This is a genomic window from Providencia alcalifaciens, assembly GCF_020271745.1.
Taxonomy (GTDB): Bacteria; Pseudomonadota; Gammaproteobacteria; order Enterobacterales; family Enterobacteriaceae; genus Providencia; species Providencia alcalifaciens_B.
The window spans coordinates 2,069,936-2,093,185 of record NZ_CP084296.1; the positions used below are offsets into that span (position 1 = coordinate 2,069,936).

At 45.4% G+C, this 23,250-nt stretch carries 18 protein-coding genes and 1 pseudogene; 17 read left to right on the forward strand and 2 right to left on the reverse strand.

The genetic code is table 11. From position 1 onward, the window contains the following. Positions 1 to 41: 41 nt before the first annotated feature. Positions 42 to 701 (reverse strand): annotated as a pseudogene (locus tag LDO51_RS09440) (Y-family DNA polymerase); the annotation flags it as partial. Between the two features lie 7 nt (positions 702 to 708). Next, positions 709 to 1,158 carry a translesion error-prone DNA polymerase V autoproteolytic subunit gene (gene umuD, locus LDO51_RS09445; protein ID WP_031500429.1) on the reverse strand — a complete coding sequence of 150 codons (450 nt, stop codon included), beginning with the start codon at positions 1,156 to 1,158 and terminating at the stop codon, positions 709 to 711. A gap of 640 nt (positions 1,159 to 1,798) precedes the next feature. Here umuD and LDO51_RS09450 point away from each other — a divergent pair. From LDO51_RS09450 to LDO51_RS09530, 17 genes are all read left to right on the forward strand, one after another. Then, positions 1,799 to 2,704, forward strand: a complete 906-nt coding sequence (locus tag LDO51_RS09450) for a 3'-5' exonuclease (protein ID WP_225577193.1) — start codon at positions 1,799 to 1,801, stop codon at positions 2,702 to 2,704. Between the two features lie 213 nt (positions 2,705 to 2,917). Beyond that, positions 2,918 to 3,217, forward strand: coding sequence for a hypothetical protein (locus LDO51_RS09455; protein ID WP_074989776.1), 300 nt, complete (start codon positions 2,918 to 2,920; stop codon positions 3,215 to 3,217). A 317-nt stretch (positions 3,218 to 3,534) separates the two neighbouring features. Continuing rightward, positions 3,535 to 4,458, forward strand: coding sequence for a WYL domain-containing protein (locus LDO51_RS09460; RefSeq protein ID WP_181489221.1), 924 nt, complete (start codon positions 3,535 to 3,537; stop codon positions 4,456 to 4,458). Between the two features lie 113 nt (positions 4,459 to 4,571). Then, positions 4,572 to 6,995 (forward strand): type I restriction-modification system subunit M, encoded by a 2,424-nt coding sequence (locus LDO51_RS09465; protein WP_181489223.1) that lies wholly within the window; start codon positions 4,572 to 4,574, stop codon positions 6,993 to 6,995. A 6-nt stretch (positions 6,996 to 7,001) separates the two neighbouring features. Next, positions 7,002 to 8,291 carry a restriction endonuclease subunit S gene (locus LDO51_RS09470; RefSeq protein WP_011788460.1) on the forward strand — a complete coding sequence of 430 codons (1,290 nt, stop codon included), beginning with the start codon at positions 7,002 to 7,004 and terminating at the stop codon, positions 8,289 to 8,291. A 9-nt stretch (positions 8,292 to 8,300) separates the two neighbouring features. Continuing rightward, the gene (locus tag LDO51_RS09475) at positions 8,301 to 9,464 is read left to right on the forward strand and encodes a DUF4268 domain-containing protein (protein ID WP_181489225.1); all 1,164 of its coding nucleotides are present in this window, start codon (positions 8,301 to 8,303) and stop codon (positions 9,462 to 9,464) included. Between the two features lie 14 nt (positions 9,465 to 9,478). Next, the gene (locus LDO51_RS09480; RefSeq protein ID WP_181489227.1) at positions 9,479 to 12,496 is read left to right on the forward strand and encodes a type I restriction endonuclease subunit R; all 3,018 of its coding nucleotides are present in this window, start codon (positions 9,479 to 9,481) and stop codon (positions 12,494 to 12,496) included. A gap of 22 nt (positions 12,497 to 12,518) precedes the next feature. Next, positions 12,519 to 13,604 (forward strand): ATP-binding protein, encoded by a 1,086-nt coding sequence (locus tag LDO51_RS09485; protein WP_181489229.1) that lies wholly within the window; start codon positions 12,519 to 12,521, stop codon positions 13,602 to 13,604. 22 nt (positions 13,605 to 13,626) lie between these two features. After that, entirely contained in the window at positions 13,627 to 14,178 is a 552-nt protein-coding gene (locus LDO51_RS09490; protein WP_000811851.1) for a MarR family transcriptional regulator, read from the forward strand. Between the two features lie 303 nt (positions 14,179 to 14,481). Next, a complete protein-coding gene (locus LDO51_RS09495) occupies positions 14,482 to 14,850 on the forward strand; it encodes a metal-dependent hydrolase (protein WP_011788464.1) in 369 nt (122 codons plus the stop codon). Positions 14,851 to 14,859: 9 nt separating this feature from the next. Then, positions 14,860 to 16,014, forward strand: a complete 1,155-nt coding sequence (locus tag LDO51_RS09500; protein ID WP_181489231.1) for an SAVED domain-containing protein — start codon at positions 14,860 to 14,862, stop codon at positions 16,012 to 16,014. Further along, entirely contained in the window at positions 16,007 to 17,197 is a 1,191-nt protein-coding gene (locus LDO51_RS09505; RefSeq protein ID WP_181489233.1) for a nucleotidyltransferase domain-containing protein, read from the forward strand. The genes LDO51_RS09500 and LDO51_RS09505 overlap by 8 nt, the downstream gene beginning before the upstream one ends. Beyond that, positions 17,198 to 17,911 (forward strand): hypothetical protein, encoded by a 714-nt coding sequence (locus LDO51_RS09510; RefSeq protein ID WP_015066553.1) that lies wholly within the window; start codon positions 17,198 to 17,200, stop codon positions 17,909 to 17,911. A gap of 116 nt (positions 17,912 to 18,027) precedes the next feature. Then, complete coding sequence (mobH, locus tag LDO51_RS09515; RefSeq protein WP_181489235.1) at positions 18,028 to 20,178, forward strand: MobH family relaxase; 2,151 nt, start codon at positions 18,028 to 18,030, stop codon at positions 20,176 to 20,178. A gap of 48 nt (positions 20,179 to 20,226) precedes the next feature. Then, positions 20,227 to 22,047: a conjugative transfer system coupling protein TraD gene (traD, locus tag LDO51_RS09520; RefSeq protein ID WP_181489237.1), complete on the forward strand. Its 1,821-nt coding sequence runs from the start codon at positions 20,227 to 20,229 to the stop codon at positions 22,045 to 22,047. A 9-nt stretch (positions 22,048 to 22,056) separates the two neighbouring features. Beyond that, complete coding sequence (locus tag LDO51_RS09525) at positions 22,057 to 22,617, forward strand: conjugative transfer protein (RefSeq protein WP_181489239.1); 561 nt, start codon at positions 22,057 to 22,059, stop codon at positions 22,615 to 22,617. Then, complete coding sequence (locus tag LDO51_RS09530) at positions 22,604 to 23,239, forward strand: DUF4400 domain-containing protein (RefSeq protein ID WP_181489241.1); 636 nt, start codon at positions 22,604 to 22,606, stop codon at positions 23,237 to 23,239. Before LDO51_RS09525 ends, LDO51_RS09530 begins: the two co-directional genes overlap by 14 nt. Positions 23,240 to 23,250 lie beyond the last annotated feature (11 nt).

Sequence of the window (23,250 nt, forward strand, 5' to 3'; positions counted from 1 at the left end):
TAACATTTTATTTTAACTACAGAATTTCTGGGGATACCTCAGGAAAACTGGTCTCTGATGGCTCTAGGAGAGGCATTGGCTAGGTCTAAGGCTGTGGTGATACCCAACGCATTTAAACGCTTAGAAAGCCGTTTACCAACGCCCCAAACATCATCAACCGGGACTAAATCGAGCAATCGACGTTGCCGATCTGGGTTGGTCAGGTCTACAACGCCCTGAGTGGCGGGATATTTCTTGGCGGCATGGTTAGCCAGCTTGGCGAGTGTTTTAGTCGGTGCAATGCCTACACAAACGGTGATCCCAATCCAGTGGCCTATGCGCTCTCGCACTTTTTGTCCGAACTCGACAAGGGATATGGCCGACTCAATACCGGTTAAATCCAAAAACGCTTCGTCAATGGAGTAAACCTCTACTCGTGGTGCCATCTCTTCTAAAGTGCGCATCACTCGACTGCTCAAATCTGCGTACAGCGCGTAATTGGACGAGAATGCCAAAATGCCATGGCGCTGCATTTCAGCTTTGATCTGAAAGACGGGTACGCCCATTTTTATACCGAGTAACTTAGCTTCACGTGAGCGTGCAACCACGCAGCCGTCATTGTTAGACAGCACCACAACCGGCGTATCTTTTAAATCAGGACGAAACAGCTTCTCACAACTGGCGTAAAAATTGTTGCAGTCCACCAAGGCAAATACAGGCATGGGATACTCACGACTTGCGGCGCATGTTTCGCACCACATTGGTGACCACACCAAATATCTCTAACTCTGTCCCTTCAGGAATATGAATGGGCTCATACACCTGGTTTCTTGGGAGCAGCATGACGCACGGCCTTAGCTGAAGCTCCTTTACCGTGAGTTCACCATGGATACCAGCGATGACAATGTCACCGTGTTCTGCTTGGACAGAGCGATCAACCACCAGAATATCATCTGGGTGAATCCCAGCATCAATCATAGAATCACCTTCAACACGCACAAAGAACGTTGCAGCCGGTCGTTTGATGCAAAGCTCGTTAAGGTCGAGCGTTTGCTCAACATAATCCTGCGCTGGTGAGGGAAAACCAGCAGAAACACGTTCCATGAACAATGGAATACGAAGGCGCTTGGCTTTGATGAAGGCAAGTGCGCCGCTACGGCCTATCAGCGAGACACTCATGACGAACCTCGAAAAATCACAATTGATACTGTTTGTTTATACAGTATCTAATGCTATGCTGATTTCTACAAGTAAAATTGTAGGTAAAACTGTAGTTGTTCGAGTAAGACGCTGTGTTGTCGGTGATTTATTTTTTGTGATGAAAAACTAGATGTGGGGGATCGCTCGCCCTCGTCAAAGCCTGCAAGGCTTGGACAATACTGCTTCTGCCTACTGCTCTTGTTTCTGTTACTGATCCTGTTACTGCTACTGGTTAACGCATGGGTCAAGTAACCGTCAGGCAAGGCTTGTTGAACCCTTTGCAAAGAGTTTCAAAACAGTTAGTAAAATTCTGCTTCGTATTGAATTTACTGGCTTAAAGCGAAGTCAGGAGCATCTTTAAAATGCTCAGTCGAACTCAGTTCAAGCCTTTTGCAACCGTTTGAAAAGGGGTTGGCTAAGCCATAAGTAAAGGGTATCGGTAAGGGTTACCTAAATGGTTTAGCTAAGGCTTTCTGAAAGGCTTAGCCAAAGCCTTCATACATGGGTTCACCTATTAGAAAGATTAAAAAAACGCTGAGGTATCCAAGGTGCATTTTGTACAACCTGTGGCACAGTGAAATAACCCAAAGCGAACAATAGAATTGAAGAGGAACCATCAATGACAAGAGCCCCTGCGCCATTTCCGCTAGAGCGCCTCGCGGATATCCCAGAAAGGCCAGAAGATTTTAGATTGCTGGAGCGTATTCCATTAACGCGTGAGCCGCAGTCCTGGCCACTTGAACTATCTCCCATGGTCGGTGATGAACAGCCAATGGTGCTGCTCGATACTGAGACAACCGGACTGTCTGCCGATGACGAGTCCATTATTGAGCTTGGTTTGGTTAAGGTGCTTTACAGCCCGTCGGCTAAGCGGATTGTGTCTATTGTTGATGTGATCAGCCTGTATGATGATCCCGGCAAGCCAATCCCCGAACTGATTACCGAGTTAACCGGTATCACCGATGAGATGGTGCAAGGCCAGCGCATTGATGATTCACTGGTAGCGAGTTGGTTATCCGATGATCCGCTGGTGGTTGCACACAATGCACAGTTTGATCGTCCTTTCTTTGAAAAGCGGTTTGCTGCATTAGGACATCTATCTTGGGCCTGTTCAGCCAGTGGCATAGATTGGAAGGCGCTGGGTTTTGAAAGTCGAAAGCTTGAGTACCTGCTGCTTCGCTTAGGTTGGTTTTATGAAGGACACCGAGCTGCAACCGATTGTTTGGCGATGGCCTGGTTGTTTCATTTGTTGCCCGAGTCCGTTGCAAACTTGTTGTCTGAAGCAGACAGGCGAACTGTGTTAGTTCGTGCGTTTGGTGCGCCGTTTGACGTAAAGGACTATTTAAAAGAGCGTGGTTACCGCTGGCATGACGGTGTTAAAGGTGCTAACAAACATTGGTGGCGCGAAATCAGCGAAGACGAGTTGCCGCAGGAACAAACTTACCTGGATGATTTGTATCATCGTGGCTCAGAACATGCCCACTATGACTACAAAGATGCCCGCAATCGATTTAAAGCTTTGTAGCTCTCTACAAGGTAAGCCTTGCATATTTGAAAACCTCTGGAAAATGGAAAGTGAACTTACGTTATACCCAAACTACTTGGTGTTGCAGCTAGGCGGCAAGTGAGCGAATGCCCATGAGCATAGATCTTCTATGTGATTGGGGTGAGCGAATGCAGGTAACACCGCTGCGGCTGCAAGTAGGCAGGGTATATAACCAACAAGAGGAATCTTTCCATGTACCAAGACACCTACATTGAATACTGGGGCGAAATCTTCGTCTCTGCCCGCATCATTGAATTTGGCATCACGTTTGAGCGCTTTATTAAAGATCCATGGAAGCACTTGATGTCCTGTGGTCAAGAGTCTGCTCCAGACGCGATTGCTGAAGGGATGTTGCCATTGCTACCATCCCAGGCGGAAGTTGCTAGGCGCATTCGGGAAAGTGAGCAACGAGCCCAGATGTCTACAGAGTCGGACAAAGGGGTATCTCATCGTGGCAACATCGTGGTGCCATTGGTTCGGGTAGCGCATTGATAGCGGCTATCAGCAATGGCATGAAACAATGTCTTCACGCCCATACCTGAGCGGCAATTGCATTCCAGATCAAAAAGTTGCCGCTTACTCTTCCCTACAAAATAATTTGTGATAGGATGATACCTAATAAAATTAATTAGGTTGAAGCCTATTCAGTGTTTTATGGCCATCTGTCCAGCTTCAACCGGTAGAGATTGATTAGTCATTGCGGATGAAGAGCAGCATTGAGTGATGCTTTTCAATGTGATTACGCGATGTCGGTCCGTACTTTATAAACAGAGTTTTAAGAATCTGGTTGAATTGGATAAACAAGACGCATGACAAATGATGGTCTAAAACAAACGGTAGTGGCGAAGCCAGATAGGCTTTCGCAGATAGCGCAGTTGCCACAAGCAACCAGGGATCGCATTGCCCATATCGATTTCACCTTATTGTTTAAGGGAGAAGCGGTACGGGCGGATTTAGTCGATCGCTTCAGCATAGCCGCCGCACAAGCAACGAAAGACTTCACAATGTACCGAGAGCTTGCGCCTGGCAACATTGAGTATGATCAAAAGCTCAAGTTGCACAAGCGTGGTGAAGCATTTGAACCCCTGTTCGACTACGACGTTGTGAGAACTCTGGCAACCATTAGCCAAGGCTACGGCGATGGCTTCACTGGAAAGGTAAAACCACCTCTGGCTTGTGAAGCGCCTTATCACCTTAACAAGCCGAGTTTATCGATAGTAGCGAAAGTCACCGAGGCCATCCACAAAGGCAAAGCCTTGAGTATCACCTATGTGTCGTTATCGAGCGGTGAAACAACGCGTGAAATTGTACCGCATACGCTGGTGGACAATGGCCTGCGTTGGCATGTTCGTGGTTTTGACCGCAAGCATGGTGAGTTCCGTGACTTTGTATTGACCCGCATTAAAGCTGCGGTTGTGCTTGAAGATTCCACTTTGTCTGAAACGGAGCTCGAAACCCAAGACCGGCAATGGAACCGATTTGTAGAGCTTGAGTTAGTGCCACACCCACGTATTGAGCACAGCGAAGCGATAGAGCTGGACTATGGCATGACGGGTGGCGTTCTAAAGGTTGAGATTAGAGCAGCAACCGCTGGCTATTTGCTACGCCAATGGCATGTGGATTGTTCTACGGAACACTCATTAATGGGCTTTGAGTATCAGCTTTGGTTGCGTAACAGCCAGGCTCTTTATGGTGTCACAAACTTAAGTATTGCGCCGGGTAGAACAAGTTAATCGAACGATGTAGCGACCATTGAGACGTTACATAAAGAACAGAATTTTAAATTTATAGTGAAGCCGTTGCAGCAACCTAGTGGGGTGCAACCAACACTGAACAGGAAAAGAAAATGGATCATAGTGTACATAACAAGCTCATCTCATTTATTTGGAATATTGCCGACGACTGTTTACGGGATGTGTACGTTCGCGGTAAGTACCGTGATGTGATTTTACCTATGGTGGTATTACGACGTTTAGATACGTTACTTGAACCCACCAAAGAAGCGGTGCTTGAAGAGGTAAAGTTCCAAAAAGAAGAGATGCAAGCCACGGAGCTTGATGATGAACCATTGAAGGCGGCCAGTGGCTATGTCTTTTACAATACATCTAAATGGACGCTGAAATCCCTATTCAACACCGCAACAAATAACCAACAGATATTACTCGCCAACTTTGAAGAGTACCTGCTTGGCTTTAGCGATAATGTTAAAGAGATCATTGAATGCTTTAACCTTAAATCGCAAATTCGTCACATGGCCTCAAAGCAAGTCCTTCTTGATGTCGTCGAAAAGTTTGTTTCCCCTTACATCAATTTAACTCATGAAACGGTCGAAGACCCGGATGGCAACAAGATGCCAGCCCTTACTAACCTGGGTATGGGTTATGTGTTCGAAGAGTTGATCCGCAAGTTCAACGAAGAAAACAATGAAGAAGCAGGCGAACACTTTACGCCACGTGAAGTTATTGAACTGATGACGCACCTGGTGTTTGACCCTGTGAAAGACCAGTTGCCGCTTACCATGACAGTATATGATCCTGCGTGTGGTAGTGGTGGTATGTTGACTGAATCTCAAAACTTCATTGAAGAGAAATACCCTAACGACAGCCGTGATGTTTACCTTTACGGCAAAGAGATCAACGACGAGACCTACGCGATTTGTAAATCGGACATGATGATCAAAGGCAACAACCCTGAGAACATCAAAGTAGGCTCAACCTTGTCTACCGATGAGTTCGCGGCTTCACGCTTTGACTTTATGTTGTCTAACCCGCCATATGGTAAGAGTTGGGCGTCTGAACAGAAGCACATTAAAGACGGCAGTGATGTGATTGACCCGCGTTTTAAGGTTAGCCTGAAAGACTATTGGGGAAATCTCGAAGTGGTGGATGCCACGCCACGTTCAAGTGATGGCCAGCTGCTCTTCTTAATGGAAATGGTCAACAAGATGAAAGATCCAAGCGTAAGCCCATTAGGCAGCCGGATTGCTTCTGTTCATAATGGCTCATCGCTCTTTACCGGTGATGCGGGCGGTGGTGAAAGTAACATTCGTCGCTTCATCATTGAAAACGACATGCTAGATGCCATCGTTCAGTTACCTAATAACCTGTTCTATAACACCGGCATTACCACTTACATTTGGGTGTTGAACAACAATAAACCCGAGGCACGTAAAGGTAAGGTGCAACTGATTGATGCCAGCTTGCTATACCGTAAGTTGCGTAAGAACTTAGGTAACAAAAACTGCGAATTTGCGCCTGCGCACATCACGGAAATTACCGATACTTACCTCGCGTGTGTGGGCGTTGAAAGAGCACTTGATGCAAACAATGATCCTGTTGGCATAGCCAGCAAAGTGTTTAGCAATGACGACTTTGGCTATTACAAAGTCACTATCGAGCGCCCAGACCGCCGAAGAGCCAAGTTCACTCAAGACGCAATAGCCCCACTGCGTTTTGATAAGCAGCTTAGTGAAGTGATGGAGTACGTGTACGCAGAGCACGGCGAACGTGTTTACGAAAAAACTGGCTATGGTACTGAAAAGAAAAAGAGCTTCTTGAAATCCATTGAGAAAGACATTCTTTCTTGGTGTGAAGATAACGACATCAGTCTCAATGCCAAAGCTAAAGCAAAACTGCTCGATGTGAAACATTGGCTGGCGCTTAAAGCATTGCTTGAAACGGCAGAAACGCTGATGGCTGACATCGGTAGCATTGAATTTGATGACTTCAATAGTTTTAAAACCCAAGTTGATAAATCGCTAAAAGCCCATGCTATTAAGCTTTCAGCACCTGAGAAAAATGCCATCCTGAACGCGGTGAGCTGGTATGACGAAACCGCCAAGAAAGTGGTGAAAAAGATCGTTAAATTAACGGGTGATAAATTAAACGACCTGCTGGAGCGCTATGAGTGTGAAGTCGCTGACCTGCCAGATTTTGGTTATTACCCCGTTCCTACAACAGAAGGCGGCAAAAAAGGCGAGTTCATTACTTACGAGACCAACTCAGACCTGCGTGACACAGAATCTGTCCCACTGAAGCAAAGCATTTACCAGTACTTCCTAGACGAAGTGAAGCCTCATGTTGATGAAGCATGGATAAACCTAGATACGGTAAAAATTGGCTATGAAATCAGCTTCAATAAGTATTTCTACCGTCATAAACCGCTGCGTAGTTTAGAGGAGGTCGCAACCGATATTATCAACCTAGAACAAAAAGCCGAAGGTCTTATTGCGCAGATATTGGGCGTCGCAGTAGAAAAGGTTCAGGGGTAAGCAGTTATGATAAATATTGCTGAAATGCCTAAATATCAAACTTACAAGGACTCTACCGAGGGCTGGATTGGTGATGTACCGGAACACTGGGATATTAGAAAGTTAAAGCATCTCTTTTATGAAAAGAAGCATCGGCCAAATATGAGCTTGAATAGCGGTGCTATTAGTTTTGGAAAAGTTGTTACAAAAGATGATGAAAAGATATTACTGAGCACTAAAGCCTCTTATCAGGAGGTATTATCTGGTGAGTTTTTAATAAATCCGTTAAATCTTAATTACGACTTGATCAGTTTGAGAATTGCTCTTTCAGAAATCGATGTGGTTGTTAGTGCAGGATATATCGTCATTAAAGAAAAGGAAGAACTGCAAAAGCAGTATTTCAAATATCTTTTGCACAGATACGATGTTGCTTACATGAAGCTATTGGGTTCAGGGGTACGACAAACAATTAGTTTTAACCATATTGCGAATAGCTTGCTGGTATTTCCACCTCTAGAAGAACAATCCCTTATTGCCAACTACCTCGAAAAGAAAACAGCACAAGTAGACGAAGCTATAGCTATCAAAGAACAGCAAATTAGCCTGCTCAAAGAGCGTAAGCAGATCATCATCCAACAGGCGGTGACCCAAGGGCTTGACCCCAATGTGCCAATGAAAGACTCCGGTGTGGATTGGATTGGTAAGGTTCCAGCGCATTGGGAAGTCCGTCGTAGCAAGTTTGTATTTACTCAAAGAAAAGAGCGGGCTTGGAAAGATGACGTACAGCTTTCTGCAACTCAAGCTTATGGTGTTATACCGCAAGACCAGTATGAAGAGTTAACGGGTAAACGCGTTGTCAAAATTCAGTTTCATTTAGATAAAAGAAAGCACGTCGAAAAGGACGACTTTGTAATCAGCATGAGAAGTTTCCAAGGCGGCTTAGAGCGTGCCTGGTCGCAAGGATGTATCCGGTCCTCCTATGTAGTCCTGAGAGCATTAGATGAAATTGATCCTTCTTTCTATGGGTATTTATTAAAGCTACCCTCTTACATCGCAGCTTTGCAGCAGACAGCAAGTTTCATTAGAGATGGTCAAGACCTAAATTTTGACAACTTTTCAAAGGTTGACTTGTTTATTCCGCCCATTGAAGAGCAAAAAGAAATAGCTAACTACGTCAGCGCTTTTATGAAGTCTTCTGATGAAGGCATTGAGTTGCTATTTGCACAAATCGAAAAGCTCAAAGAATACAAAACCTCCCTGATCAACAGCGCCGTGACAGGGAAAATAAAAATCACCCCAGAAATGATTGAGCAATAGGACGCGATTATGTTCACGGTAAATCATCAAACCAACAGAATCAGTCCTGTTAGGACAAAGAAGTTCAGTGAGTTGGGCTTTACAGAGCGCAAGCATCTTCAGGAATGGTTGGCACACGAGCCTTCCGCACTGGGTGAAGAGCTACTGATTATTCAAAAGGAGTTTGATGGCTTTGATGATACCCGTGAACGCCTAGATTTACTGGCACTGGATAAAGATGGCAACTTGGTCATTATTGAAAACAAGCTGGACGACAGTGGCCGAGATGTGGTGTGGCAGGCGCTTAAATATGCCTCGTACTGTGCAAGTTTAACCAAAGCGCAAATAGTTGAAATTTACCAGCAGTACTTAGACCGCTATGAGCCTGTAGCAGGAGAGGTTGACCTGTTAAATACCCCTGCAAGTGCATCGGCGAGAATATGTGAGTTTTTGGATGCGCCCGATCTCGATGAGTTAAAACTCAACCTGGGTAACAGCCAGCGCATTATGTTGGTTGCGGCAAACTTTCGCAAGGAAGTGACCAGCACAGCGCTATGGTTATTGGGTCAAGGCATTAGCATTGCCTGCTTCAAAATCACTCCTTATTCACTGGGTGAACAGCTACTGATTAATATTGACCAGATCATCCCAACGCCAGAAGCGAAAGAGTTGATGATCGGTATTAATGCTAAGGAAGCGGAAGAAAAAACCACCGAAGTGGTACTAAAAAACCGCCATACCGTGCGTCGCGAGTACTGGGAGCGTGCCTTAGAGGCGTTTCAGAAAAGCGCTTGCCAACTCTATAACAATATTAGCCCAAGCAAAGATCATTGGTTATCAGCAGGCTCAGGGCTAAGTGGATGTCCGTATAACCTGATATTTCTGCAAAAAGAGCTTCGAGTAGAGCTTTGGATCAGCCGTGGGGTTACCGAAGAGAATAAATACCTTTTTGATTTTTTGAGTCAGTCCAAACAAGACATTGAGCATACTTTTGGTGCAGAACTTGAGTGGATGAGACTGGATGAGAAGAAATCTTGCCGTATTCAGTTTTCGACCAAAGCTGATGGGTTTAACAAAGAGACTTGGCCCCAAGCGGTTGCGTGGCACTTAGAGCAGATGACAAAGTTAGAAAAAGCCTTAAAAGGACCGCTGCAAAAAGCGGCTGAGGCAATGAAACAGAAGAATTTTGATTAAGGGAATTTACAATTATGGTCAGTCAAACCAATGAACAAGCATTAGAGTCGGCCATTGAGAAATGTCTGGCTGGGATCAGTACTGAAGAGCTCAAAGAGGGGCTGAGTCAGCAGTCACTGGGTGCTGGATACTTCATTGGTGCTGCTAGTGACTTTAATATGCAATATGCCATTGATGAACGTTTTTTCTGGCAATTTCTGCAAAAGACACAAGAAGTAGAGTTGGCCAAACTGCAAAAGAACAACCCCTCAGATTGGCAGCGTAAGTTACTCGAACGATTTGACCGACTGATTAAGAAGCATGGCATTCTTCATTTACTTAAGAAAGGGCTAAGCGTAGACGATGCTCACTTCAATTTGCTCTATCCAGCCCCTTTGGCAAGCAGCAGTGAAAAGGTAAAGCAAAACTTTGCAGACAACGTGTTTAGTTGTACTCGCCAAGTGCGCTATTCCATGGCAAATCCCCTACAAGAAATCGACATGGTATTGTTTATCAACGGAATACCATTGATAACGCTGGAGTTGAAGAACGCATGGACGGGGCAAACAGCACGTTATCACGGCCAAAAGCAGTATCGAGATGATCGAGATGCAACGCAAGCCTTGCTGACCTTTGGCCGCTGCCTAGTGCATATGGCGGTCGATACCGACGAAGTGTATATGACCACTAAGTTATCAGGTGGCAGTACCTTCTTCTTGCCGTTCAATAAAGGACACAATCTTGGACAGGGTAATCCACCTAACCCAACTGGCCATAAAACGGCATACCTATGGCAAAAAGTATTCACTAAAGAAAGCTTGGCGAATATTATTCAGCATTTTGTGCGTCTGGATGGATCAAGCAAAGATCCATTACCAAAGCGAACCTTATTCTTTCCTCGATACCACCAATTGGATGTGGTGAGAAAATTGGTAGACCATGCCGCCCAGCACGGTGTCGGTCAGACTTACTTAATTCAACACTCTGCCGGGTCAGGTAAGTCTAATTCGATTACCTGGGCTGCTTATCAGTTAATTGAAACCTATCCTGCTTCGTCTGATGTAGCCGGTGGAAAAAGCCTGGAGCAGCCGTTATTTGACTCTGTAATTGTGGTTACCGATAGACGCTTATTGGACAAGCAGCTGCGGGATAACATTAAAGAGTTTTCTGAAGTAAAGAACATTATTGCCCCGGCGAACAAGTCTTCTGAGCTTAAGCAGGCGCTGGAGAATGGCAAAAAGATCATCATAACGACGATTCAGAAATTTCCGTTCATTATTGATGGTATCGCCGATCTCAGTGACAAGCGCTTTGCGGTGATCATCGATGAAGCACACAGCTCACAGTCTGGTTCGGCGCATGACAATATGAACCGAGCGATGGGCAAGTCTGAAGTCGAAGAGGCCGAAGATGCCCAGGATAAAATCCTTCAGGCGATGAAATCGCGCAAGATGCGCGGGAATGCGTCGTACCTGGCATTTACAGCGACACCAAAAAACAGCACTTTAGAGAAATTTGGTCAACGCCAAGAAGATGGCTCTTTCAAGCCGTTTCACTTGTATTCGATGAAACAAGCCATTGAAGAAGGCTTCATCTTGGATGTCCTGGCAAATTATACGACGTACAAAAGTTATTATGAGATTGAGAAATCAATCGCTGATAACCCTGAGTTTGATACCAAAAAGGCACAGAAAAAACTCAGAGCTTATGTAGAGCGAAGCCAGCAAACAATTGATACCAAGGCAGAGATTATGCTGGAGCATTTTGTTCCACATGTCGTGAATGCGAAAAAGCTCAAAGGTAAAGGTAAGGGAATGGTGGTCACTCAAAATATTGAGACGGCCATTCGATACTACAAAGCGATTAAGCGGACACTTGAGGAGCAAGGAAACCCGTTTAAAGTTGCCATTGCTTTCTCAGGAACCAAAGAAGTTGACGGTATTGAATATACCGAAGCAGATATTAATGGTTTTGCCGAGTCAGATACCAAAGATATGTTTGATACCGATGAGTATCGACTTTTAGTGGTTGCTAACAAGTATCTGACTGGGTTTGACCAGCCTAAGCTTTGCGCCATGTATGTGGACAAGAAGCTCGCCAGTGTCTTATGTGTACAGACATTGTCTCGTCTCAATCGAAGTGCGCCTAAATGGGGTAAAAAAACTGAAGACCTGTTTGTTTTAGATTTTTTCAACTCGGTTGAAGATATTCAGTCAGCATTCGATCCTTTCTACACAGCAACGTCATTGTCGCAGGCTACAGATATAAACGTGCTGCACGAGTTGAAAGATGAAATGGACGATGTCGGTGTGTACGAGTGGTATGAGGTTGAAGACTTTGTGACGCGCTATTTCAAGAATGAAGACGCTCAGACACTCAGCCCAATCATTGATGTTGCAGCAGCTCGGTTTGACCATGAGCTGGAGCTTGAAGCTGAAGCTAAAGTGGACTTTAAGATTAAAGCCAAGCAGTTCGTGAAAATCTATGGGCAGATGGCTTCTATCATGCCTTATGAAATGGTCAGCTGGGAAAAACTGTTTTGGTTCCTGAAGTTTTTAATACCGAAATTGAAAGTGGAAGATCCCGATGCAGATGCTATTGATGAGCTTCTCGATTCTGTCGATCTGAGTTCATACGGTTTGCAACGTGTGAAGCTTAACCACAGCATTAAACTTAGTGACCAAGAAGCGGAGCTTGATCCTCAAAATCCGAACCCACGTGGGGCGCATGGCGGTGAAAAAGAAACTGACCCGCTGGATGAAATCATTCGCACATTTAATGAACGATGGTTCCAAGGCTGGAGTGCCACACCTGAAGAGCAAAAAGTTAAGTTTGTGAACATCGCTGAGAGTATCCGCAATCACCCAGATTTTGAATCTAAATACAAAAACAACCCAGATCCTCATAATCGAGATTTGGCTTTCGAAAAAATGCTCAAGGAAATTATGCTGCAACGCCGTAAAGACGAACTTGAGCTCTACAAGTTGTTCGCAGGAGATTCAGCATTTAAAGCGTCGTGGACGCAAAGTATGCAACGAATGGTAGGTATGTAGGTAGGTAGAAAGGAGTGATGGTTTGCTGAAGGCAGTCTCAGAGTTATTAGATGGGTCACCAGGCCTGAAAGGACGTCAAATTGCCAAGGAGCTGGGACTGGATAAGTCCCAAGTGAACTCGTTTCTTCACAAAAACCAGGATACGTTTGTGAAAAACTCAAATCATGAATGGTGCTTGATACGGGCTCAGCATGTGGAAATTGATTTCGGTACAGGTTGGATTGATGAGAAAGCCTTTGAGAGTGCTATCGGTAAGCTTGCGTATCAAAAAGATGCAAACAAGATAACATTTAGATTCGGCATCGATTGTAAGTTTTTGCTGATAGCATTGGCCCGTTTTCTTGCTCTCGCGAATCAGCTTACTGCGTATGGTAAGGATGTGGTGATGGATACTACAGCATGTCCTAATACTCACAGTTTTTTCAGCAGAAATGGCTTCTTTGATTATCTTAATCAAAGTGTCACTTGTCTTCCTGAAAGGCCCGTTTTGTCAGCTGCTAAAACTTATCGGGATAATAGCGATACCTTGGTCGAACTAGGAGAAATTGCACAGCCAACCCAAAACAAGGAGCTTGTAATTCGTTTGGGCGACAGGTTTGTAGAGCATTCTTCAGCTAGCTATTTCTTAGCGGCTAAGACTGTTTTTTCAGAGCTTGTAGGCAACGTTACTGATCACAGTGAATCCAAAATACCTGGACTAGCAGGTCTGCAAGTGTATCGACCATATAATAAACCAAAGCATATTCAAACAGTCATATCCGACTCTGGTTTAGGTATTGCCGCTACCTTGAGAACAACGTTACAAAGTGAACATCCGAAGTTGTACGCACAGTTTTCAGCGGAAACTGTTGAGAATGACATTGCGCTCGTTCAAAAAGCATTTACATCTGGTGAGGTTAGTCGCTTTGGTAAAGGCCGGGGGCTAGGCTTTAAGAGTAGTCGAGAGCACGCTAGCAAAGAGAAAGTTATCATTGTTATTAGGCAGCTAACTTTCTCATTGGCTTTGGAATATGCGAAGGGTCAACTCATCAATGTTTCTGAAGATAGAGGGTTGGTCCCTATCACAGGAACCCATATCTGTTTTGACTTCTATGTTGACAATTTCTGATAAATAGTGTCAACTTAAGCAGATGAAACAGTTAACTCATAAAATTCTTCTTTCAGAAGTCGTAGGTTCTGACCATGCCTTTGGTAACGATGAAGGTAGTGAAGCCTATGTGAAGATTAAAAAGATCGTTGATGGTCACCCATCATGCGATATTTTTGCTATTAGCTTGGAAGGGATTCGATTCACTGATGCTTCATTTCCTCGTGAAAGTGTAATCTCGTTGGCTAAAGCATTGAAAGGAGAAAAAGGTTTTTACCTTTCTAATGTACCGAGTCGTGACCTTCTGGACAATTGGTCTTATGGCGCTACAGCCAAGGATCAACCTCTTCTAGTCAAGAGTGATAGCGGTTACGAAGTGCTCGGTGTGAAACTTAGTGCGACTGTCAAAGAGCTTCTAGATTTTGTTATTGCAAAAAAGACAGTGACTTCGTCACATGTATCTAAGCACTTTGACATTTCAGCACAGAATGCCAGTGGTCGATTAAAGAAGCTTCATGCTACAGGTCTTGTGTTAGGTCAAAAAGAAGTGGCAGAGTCAGGTGGACTGGAGTTTGTCTACCGATCAATTGTGTAGTTTTTTTGGTTTTCTGGTTAATCTGCTTGCGTTAATCAGAATTGAAGTTTATTATTTGATCAGATCCTTTGGATCTTTTTTATTAATATCTGATAAATGTGATTAAGTTAAGCAGAATAGGAGGCTTTATGGCTACAAATCCCCCATCAGGTGACGGACACAGAAACGGTGCCGTTAAAGGTAGATCTCAGACTCAGACGCCAAGTGGACATTGGGTAAAGCGAGATGCTGATACTGGTCGATTCATGGATGTAAAGACATCTGACAAAACGCCTTTTAAAGGCGTCAGGAAGGAGAAATAGTTTGGCTAATGGTAAAACCCATTTGGTCGTCGGGGCTGCGGTTGGTTTAACCGTTGCCCTAGCGGACAACAAAAAACAAGCTGTCAGTCACCATCCTGTAACTGCCATTACGGTTGGCTCTCTATTTGGCAAGCTTCCAGATATTCTGGAACCCTCTTTGGGTAACCCTCACCATCGCCAGTTTTGCCACAGTCTATTGGTGTTAACTGCACTAGGTGTTGGTCTCAAACATTTGTATGAGTGGCAACCGGAAGAGGCAATTGATAAGTGTCTTCGCGGGCTGGGGCTAATCGCCGGATGTGCTTATGTCAGCCATTTGCTCTGTGATGCGACAACACCGCGCTCACTTCCTTTAATTGGCAAACTATAGGAGTTTTGAATGGTCGTTGAAGTCACGAGGCACATTAAGCGTCCTGTTGAGCGGGAGCTTTGGGCTCGCGCAGCTGCTCGTTGTCAGTTTAGCGGGTGTAATAAATTGTTATACAAATCAGCGGTGACCCAGGAATCGGTCAATGTCTCTCAAAATGCTCATATTTACGCATTTTCTGAGAATGGGCCTCGTGGTTGGGGACTCTTTAAAACCAAGCCAACCAGCTTGAATGACGTCAGCAACCTCATGTTGATGTGCTATGACTGTCACAAAAAAATTGACCAGAAAGGCAGCGAAGATAGGTATCCAGCCGATCTCTTGATTAGTTGGAAAATGCAGCATGAGCAACGTATAGAAATCCTCACAGGCATTGCTCCTGATCGCAAATCAAATGTTGTTTTATATGGTGCCAATATTGGAACTGAAAGATCACCGATTAATTATCACGGTTGTGTTGAGGCAATGTTTCCGAATTGGTATCCGGCAACTGAAAAGCCAGTGACACTATCCATGGTATCAGAGCTGAAGGATCACTCTGAACAATATTGGCAAGCAGAGTCGCAACACCTAACGAAGCGTTTTCAAAGTAAAATTTCATCGATCATCGAAGAGGATTCTTGTAAGCATTTTTCATTGTTCGCGTTAGCTCCTCAGCCATTGTTAATAAAACTTGGCGCTTTGCTTACCGACAAAATTGAGGTCGAGACTTATCAGCTGCATCGAGAGCCTAAAGGCTGGTTTTGGCAAGACTGTTCAGATGATTTTGAGTACATCATCAACAGACCTCAAAATATGGAGGGGAAGCCTGCCCTGGTACTTTCTTTGAGTGACCATGTGTCGCATGAGCGAATTACTCGGGTTGTAGGGCCAGATACATCGATTTGGGAAGTGACTATCAAGCACCCTCATAATGATTTCATGCAGTCAAAACAGCAGCTCTCTTTGTTCAGAAAGTGCATAAGAAAGCTGATTGTTGAAATCAAAAATACACACGGGGATGCCACGCCACTGCAAATATTTCCTGTGATGCCAGTATCGTGTGCCGTCGAATTAGGACGGGCCAGAATGCCTAAGGCTGATATGCCATGGCTTATTTATGACCACGACATAAAAACACAACAATTTGTAATGGCAGTCGAGCTTCGAGGAGACCTTCATGAGTAATACTAAAAGTAACGATGTTCTAAACACAATTCTGGAAAAAATTGAGCTACCAGAGAGTGCTTATGAAAAGGCTGAAAAACGCTATAAGGATCTAGGTGATTGGTTACATCGCCCAGAGTCAACATGCGTGAATTTTGATCCCCACGTGTTTTCTCAAGGGTCCTTTCGTTTAGGTACGGCGATTAGGCCCGATTCAGAAGAACAGTATGACCTAGACATGGGGTGCAATCTTCGGCGTGGCCTGGATAAAACGTCTATCACTCAAAAGCAACTAAAGCACCAAGTCGGTCATGAATTAGAGCTTTATCGAAACGCCAGAGGAATTAAGGAAGAGCTAGCCGAGAAGAAACGCTGTTGGCGCTTAGAGTATGCCGATGGTCTTAGCTTTCACATGGACATAGTTCCGTGTGTGCCAGAGAGTGATACAGGAAGAGGACTTTTGAAAAAGCGGATGGTCGAAAACTCTAAGTTTGATGAAAACTTGGCTCAAAACGTGTCTCAGCTTGCAGTTTCGATTACCGACAACACAGATTCCACTTATGCAGTTGTGAATGAAAACTGGCGTATCAGCAATCCTGAAGGATATGCTCGATGGTTTGAAACGCGCATGAAGACGGCACGGTTAGTGATAAACGAACGTGAAATGCGATTTAAAGCCAGTATAGATAGTCTGCCATATTATCAATGGAAGACACCCTTACAGCAGGTTATCCAATTATTGAAGCGTCATCGTGACACTATGTTTAAAAACAATGAGGATAGTAAGCCAATATCGGTAATCATCACTACATTGGCGGCTAAATCGTATAAAGGTGAAAGTGATTTGGCTTCAGCGTTGAATACGGTGCTCTCCGAGATGGATGACCATATTTCTGCACAAGCACCAATGATTCCGAACCCAGTCAACCCAGCCGAAGATTTTGCAGACAAGTGGTATGACGAAAAATCTGCTCAATACCGATTACAAGAAAACTTTTATAAATGGCTGTATCAAGCTAGAGCTGACTTTAGTGCGCTTTGCTCAAGTGATGATACGCAACGAATAGTAAATGCGGCGCAAAATGGTTTGGATTTGAAGCTTGATTCAAGTTCGGTAGCACGTCTATTGGGTATTCCTGCGGTGACAACAAAACCAACTTTCGCAATTCAATCATCTGATCCAAAGCCATGGTTTAAGCAATAGATGAAGCACTGGAAGGCTGTGGGCCTAGAGGCTTTTCTCTCGGCCTATCCGAACATTAGATTAGTAGATGTCCATGCAGATAAGATTGAGTTGCAGGGAGAGTATCAGTTAAAAGCACAGCTAGCTGGAAGTCGGTTTATTGAGCGAACATTTTCTCTAAGGATTGTATGCCCAAGTGAGTATCCTAGGGCTTTACCAGTGGTGTTTGATACAGCTGGTTACTTTCCTCGTAATCAGGACTTCCATACTTACTCTGATGGATCATTTTGTCTTGGCTCAGACCTAAAAATTAAGTCAATTTTGAAAGCCGACTCGTCATTGACAACCTTTTTCGAAAAGATTGTTGTCAGGTTTCTTTATTCGGTGTCCCATAGGGTTGAATTTGGCAACTTTCCCTATGGCGAACTGGACCATGGTGAGAAAGGCCTGATTGATGATTATTCTCAGTTGTTCAATGTTAATGGTAAAGCATCGGTTCTACGGGCACTGAAAGCGTTAGGTTTGCGCAAGCGTGAGGCAAATAAATTACCTTGTCCATGTGGTTGTGGTGATCGTCTTGGCTCGTGTGACTATCGGTTTGTCTTGAACGAGTTTCGTCAAGTTGAGCGCCGCCGATGGTTTCGCGATCACCTACAAGAAGCTTTTACACCGATTGAAAAACCCAAAAGGAGAGTTGGGAAAAAAACTAAAAGGCCAAGTAGAAATACGCCTTAGCTTAATCAGCTCCCTCAGCATTTTTTGGCGTATGTGTTAATACATATCGGATTTTTTAGTCTAATCAACCGGCAACGCCAGATTGAACCTTCACACTATCGTGTCGGAGGTTCACTATGTTCAAAAAACTATTTTTTCAAACCAAAGCACTACCAGAGCTTTCATCGCAACTGGATGCAGACATTCCACGCTATCCGCCATTCCTGAAGGGGTTGCCAGCTGCGTCACCCGAGGATTTGCAGTCCACACAAGACGAGCTAATTGCCAAACTGCGCCAAGTACTTGGCTTCAACCAGCGTGATTTTCAAAGGCTAATTCAGCCCTGCATTGATCATCTGGCGTCCTATGTTCACTTGCTGCCAGCATCTGAGCATCATCATCACAGTGGCGCTGGTGGTTTATTACGTCATTCGTTGGAAGTTGCTTTCTGGGCTGCACAAGCTGCTGAAGGGATCATCTTTGTTGCCAGTGGCACACCGGTTGAGAAAAAAGAGCTTGAACCAAGGTGGCGTGTTGCGGCGGCATTAGGCGGTTTGTTCCATGATATTGGTAAGCCCGTTTCAGACCTGTCCATTACAGACGAAGATGGACGCTATCAGTGGAACCCATTTTTAGAAACTTTATCCCAGTGGACCACAAATAACAGTATTGAACGCTATTTCATTCGCTGGCGCGACGGACGGTGCAAGCGGCACGAGCAATTTTCAATTCTGGTGTTAAACCGGGTGATGACACCTGAGTTGCTCGCCTGGTTAACCCAGCCGGGCCCTGAGATTTTGCAAGCCATGTTGGAAGCAATTGGCAATACCGATCCCGAGCATGTCCTGTCTAAATTGGTTATTGAAGCTGACCAAACCAGTGTCCAGCGAGATCTGAAAGCTCAACGAATTTCCGTTGACGACAACGCCCTTGGTGTCCCAGTTGAACGCTATCTACTTGATGCTATGAGGCGATTACTTGCCAGTTCCCAGTGGCTGGTCAATCAGCGAGACGCCAGAGTCTGGGTACGAAAATCGAATCAATCAACCCATCTTTTCCTGGTTTGGAAAAGCGCGGCTAAAGACATCATTGAGCTATTGGCCAAAGACAAGATACCTGGCATCCCAAGAGATCCCGATACCCTTGCGGACATCCTCATTGAGCGAGGATTGGCCACTAAATCCGCCTCAAATGAGCGATATGAAAGCCTTGCCCCTGAAGTGCTGATCAAAGACGACAAGCCAATCTGGCTACCCATGCTGCATATATCTGAGGCAGATATATTGTTCAGCTCGAATGTACCAAGTAGCGTGATGCTGTTCAGCAAATCTGAGTGGGAAGCAAAACAGCAAACACAAGCAGAGCCACAGAGTCGCTCCAGTGAGCAGCCAGGCTTGCCTGAAGCGTCATCATCAATTGAACTCAGTAATTCGGCTGAGTCGCCATCGACAAAATCGTTAGAACAAGATGATGAACTTCGTCATTCAATCGATGTTAATAACCTCCAGTCAGCAGAAAACGATCCAAGAGATGGATGTGAAAAGCCTAACAATTCATATGATGGCGCTATCTCAAATAACGTAAGCCAGCAAAACGAAGCAGCATTTAATCTCCCTGAATCTTTGGCGTGGCTCCCAGAGGCCAGCAGTGCGTTGATTATGGCTGGTGAACAGATACTGATCCGCTATCCCGATGCCGTAAGACCTTGGTGTGCACCCCGAAAACTGCTTGCTGAACTCAGTCGATTAGATTGGCTTGAACTAGATCCCGCAAACCCGACACGTAAGGCCAGAACTGTGACTACGAATGATGGCGTTCAGGAGCAAGGGTTACTGCTGAAAGTATCGATTTCTAAAGGGCTAATTGCACTGATTGACCTTTCCAAACAAGACGCAGAGTCAGTGGAACCAATTCAGAACGAAGAGGCTTCACAGCGTCCGAGTCGAACTGAGACAGCCAATGCCCAAGCAAAAGAGCCCGCCACAAGAGCGGAGCGTAAGCAAAAGCCGATTGCGCCCAATGCAAACTCAAGTACAGACCCCAAACACGCGCAGCGGCAACAGATGGTTAATTTTGTGAAAGATTTGCCCATCTTACTGACCGATGGCGATTACCCAGACGTGGATCATAGTGCCGATGGTATTCGCGTCACGATTCAAACCTTACGCCAAGTCGCCAATGAGCATGGCATTCCAGCCGGACAGCTGCTTCGGGGGATCTCGGCCAGTGACCAATGCCAGTTTGATGAGGGGGAAACGGTTCTGTTTACCGCTCACGCTGAACGTTAATCCATTTGAAGTTAAGCGGATTGTAAACGGTTATTTTGCGGAGCATGAATGAAAGAAAACGCATATGAGATGCCCTGGCGCACGAACTATGAAGCCATGGCAGCAGCAGGTTGGCTGGTTGGTGCAACTGGGGCAATTGCCGCAGAAATGCTGACTGAGCTACCACCTGAGCCATTTTGGTGGATGACAGGGATTTCCTCGGGCATGGCGTTGTACCGCCTTCCTGAGGCTTATCGCCTTTATAAGTTGCAGATGGGGCTAAAAGGCAAACCATTGGCTTTTATGGAGCTTTCGCATTTACAAAAGGTGATGGCAAAACATCCAGATGAATTGTGGTTAGGGTATGGCTTTGAGTGGGACCAACGTCATGCCCAACGCGCTTATGAAATCCTAAAGCGGGATAAACAAACCTTGCTTAACCAAGGTCACGGCAAACAAATGGGTTCAACCTGGATTCATGGTGTTGAGCCCAAAGATGAAGATGTGTACCAGCCAGTTGGTCACACAGAAGGCCATACCTTAATTGTCGGCACGACCGGTGCTGGAAAAACCCGATGCTTTGATGCGATGATCACCCAGGCCATTTTGCGTAATGAAGCCGTGATTATTATTGACCCCAAGGGAGACAAAGAACTTAAGGATAATGCACAGCGAGCCTGTATTGCCGCCGGTAGTCCTCAGCGCTTTGTGTATTTTCATCCGGGGTTTCCAGAGCATTCAGTACGACTTAATCCCCTGAGGAACTTTAACCGGGGCACTGAAATTGCCAGCCGAATTGCGGCATTAATCCCATCCGAAACCGGTGCTGATCCATTTAAAGCCTTTGGCCAAATGGCACTGAATAACATCGTGCAAGGTCTGTTGCTTACGTCACAACGTCCTGATCTGAAAACACTGAGACGATTCTTGGAAGGTGGCCCAGAAGGCTTGGTAGTAAAAGCCGTCACAGCCTGGGGGGAGCAGGTGTATCCAAACTTTAGTGTGGAGATTAAACGCTTTACTGAAAAGGCCAATACCTTGGCTAAACAAGCCATGGCGATGCTGCTTTTTTATTACGAACGCATTCAGCCCGTTGCCGCCAATACCGATTTGGAAGGGCTATTGAGTATGTTTGAGCATGACAGAACCCACTATTCCAAGATGGTGGCTTCATTGATGCCGGTGCTCAATATGCTCACCTCAAGTGAACTAGGTCCATTGCTATCACCTATTGCAAACGATGTGGATGACAGCCGGTTAATTACGGATTCTGGCCGTATTATCAACAATGCCCAAGTGGCCTATATCGGGTTGGATTCATTGACCGACGCCATGGTTGGCAGCGCCATTGGTTCGTTGCTTTTATCCGATCTCACCGCCGTGGCCGGTGATCGCTATAACTATGGTGTTGAAAATCGTCCCGTAAATATCTTCATCGATGAGGCGGCTGAAGTCGTCAACGATCCCTTCATTCAACTGCTCAACAAAGGCCGTGGCGCAAAAATGCGTTGTGTGATTGCTACTCAGACCTTTGCTGACTTTGCAGCCCGTACAGGCAGCGAAGCTAAGGCACGCCAGGTGTTAGGTAACATCAACAACCTGATAGCTCTTCGGGTGATGGATACCGAAACGCAGCAGTACATTACTGACAATCTGCCTAAGACTCGGTTGCAGTACATCATGCAAACTCAAGGTATGTCGTCCAACTCGGACAGCCCCGCGTTATTTACCGGCAATCATGGCGAACGCTTGATGGAGGAAGAAGGCGATATGTTTCCACCGCAGTTATTAGGCCAGCTCCCCAACCTAGAGTACATCGCCAAGCTTTCAGGTGGCCGCGTCATTAAAGGTCGCATTCCTATTTTAACCAGCTCTACACAGGCAGCATAAGGAGTCTGTATGCATCATTCTGTCTGTCTGAAAATGACAACACTTACCAGTAAGGAAATGCTCGCTCAGTGGCAGCAACATAACCCCCAGTTCAAGGAAACCTTAAGACTGCTTGAAACCGACTGGCCTCATGCTTTGGCCTCGGTGTATTGCTTGGCGGACTACTTAACGGATGCGTTCACGTTAGATGGCCATTCCATCTTTGATTTGTGTCTGTGTAATGGTTTGGGCAGTTATGAAGAAGTCAGTTGTGATGATGACAGTGTACGCCTTTGGCATTTCATTGAGGCACTGACCTGGACTGCCGCCAGTGCTTTTACGGGGATTCGCCTGCGTGATCCTGACCATTTTGAGTGGGCCGCCGTGGATGGTGTGTATTTCTACACCTGGATTCGTAATCGTCCAAATCGGATGACGTATTTGGCTGAAGGACGCATCGAGGTGCGTTATGTCAGTGGTCATACGACGACAAAGCGGCTTCAACAAGTGATTAAAGCCCGGATTATGACGCCAACCGTTGCAGCCATGCTGGCACGAGTAGAAGAGGATGTTTGGCATGAGCAAGCATAAGTCGGTTTGGCTACTGTGTCTGGCACTGATGCTGGAGATTATTGCCATTGGCGTATTAGTGCCCGGTGATTGGACTGGCCGAGTCATTAGTAAAGAGAAGCAGATGATCCAAAATCAATTGGGCGCACAAACAAGCTATTGGATTGGTCAAAGTAGCCATGGCTGGTATCAATCATGGGTTGTGGATACGCAGATGGAGCAATCTGTGCGTGATTTTCTAATCCCCACTGAAGAGCAGCGACTTCGTTCTAAAGGGATGGAGAACATGGGAGGCTTTTGGTTTGTCTGGGTAGAAGACCGTATTCAGGCATTTTTTGATGTGTTGTACCAAGTGTTCACTCGATTTGCGTTGCTGATGGTCTGGTTGCCCTTTGCGCTTATTCTCATGTTACCGGCGCTGTGGGACGGCTTGATGACCTGGAAAATTAAGAAAACAACCTTTGATTTTTCGAGCCCTATCATTCACCGCTACAGCATGATTATCCTGGGCTCAGGCGTCATTTTGCTGTTTATGGGATTGTTCGCCCCGCTGGCTATTCCACCGGTGGTACTACCGTCGCTGATCATCGGCTTGGCATTGATGGCAGGGTTGGCGTTAAGTCACTTGCAGAAGAAGATATGAGGCCTATCAGG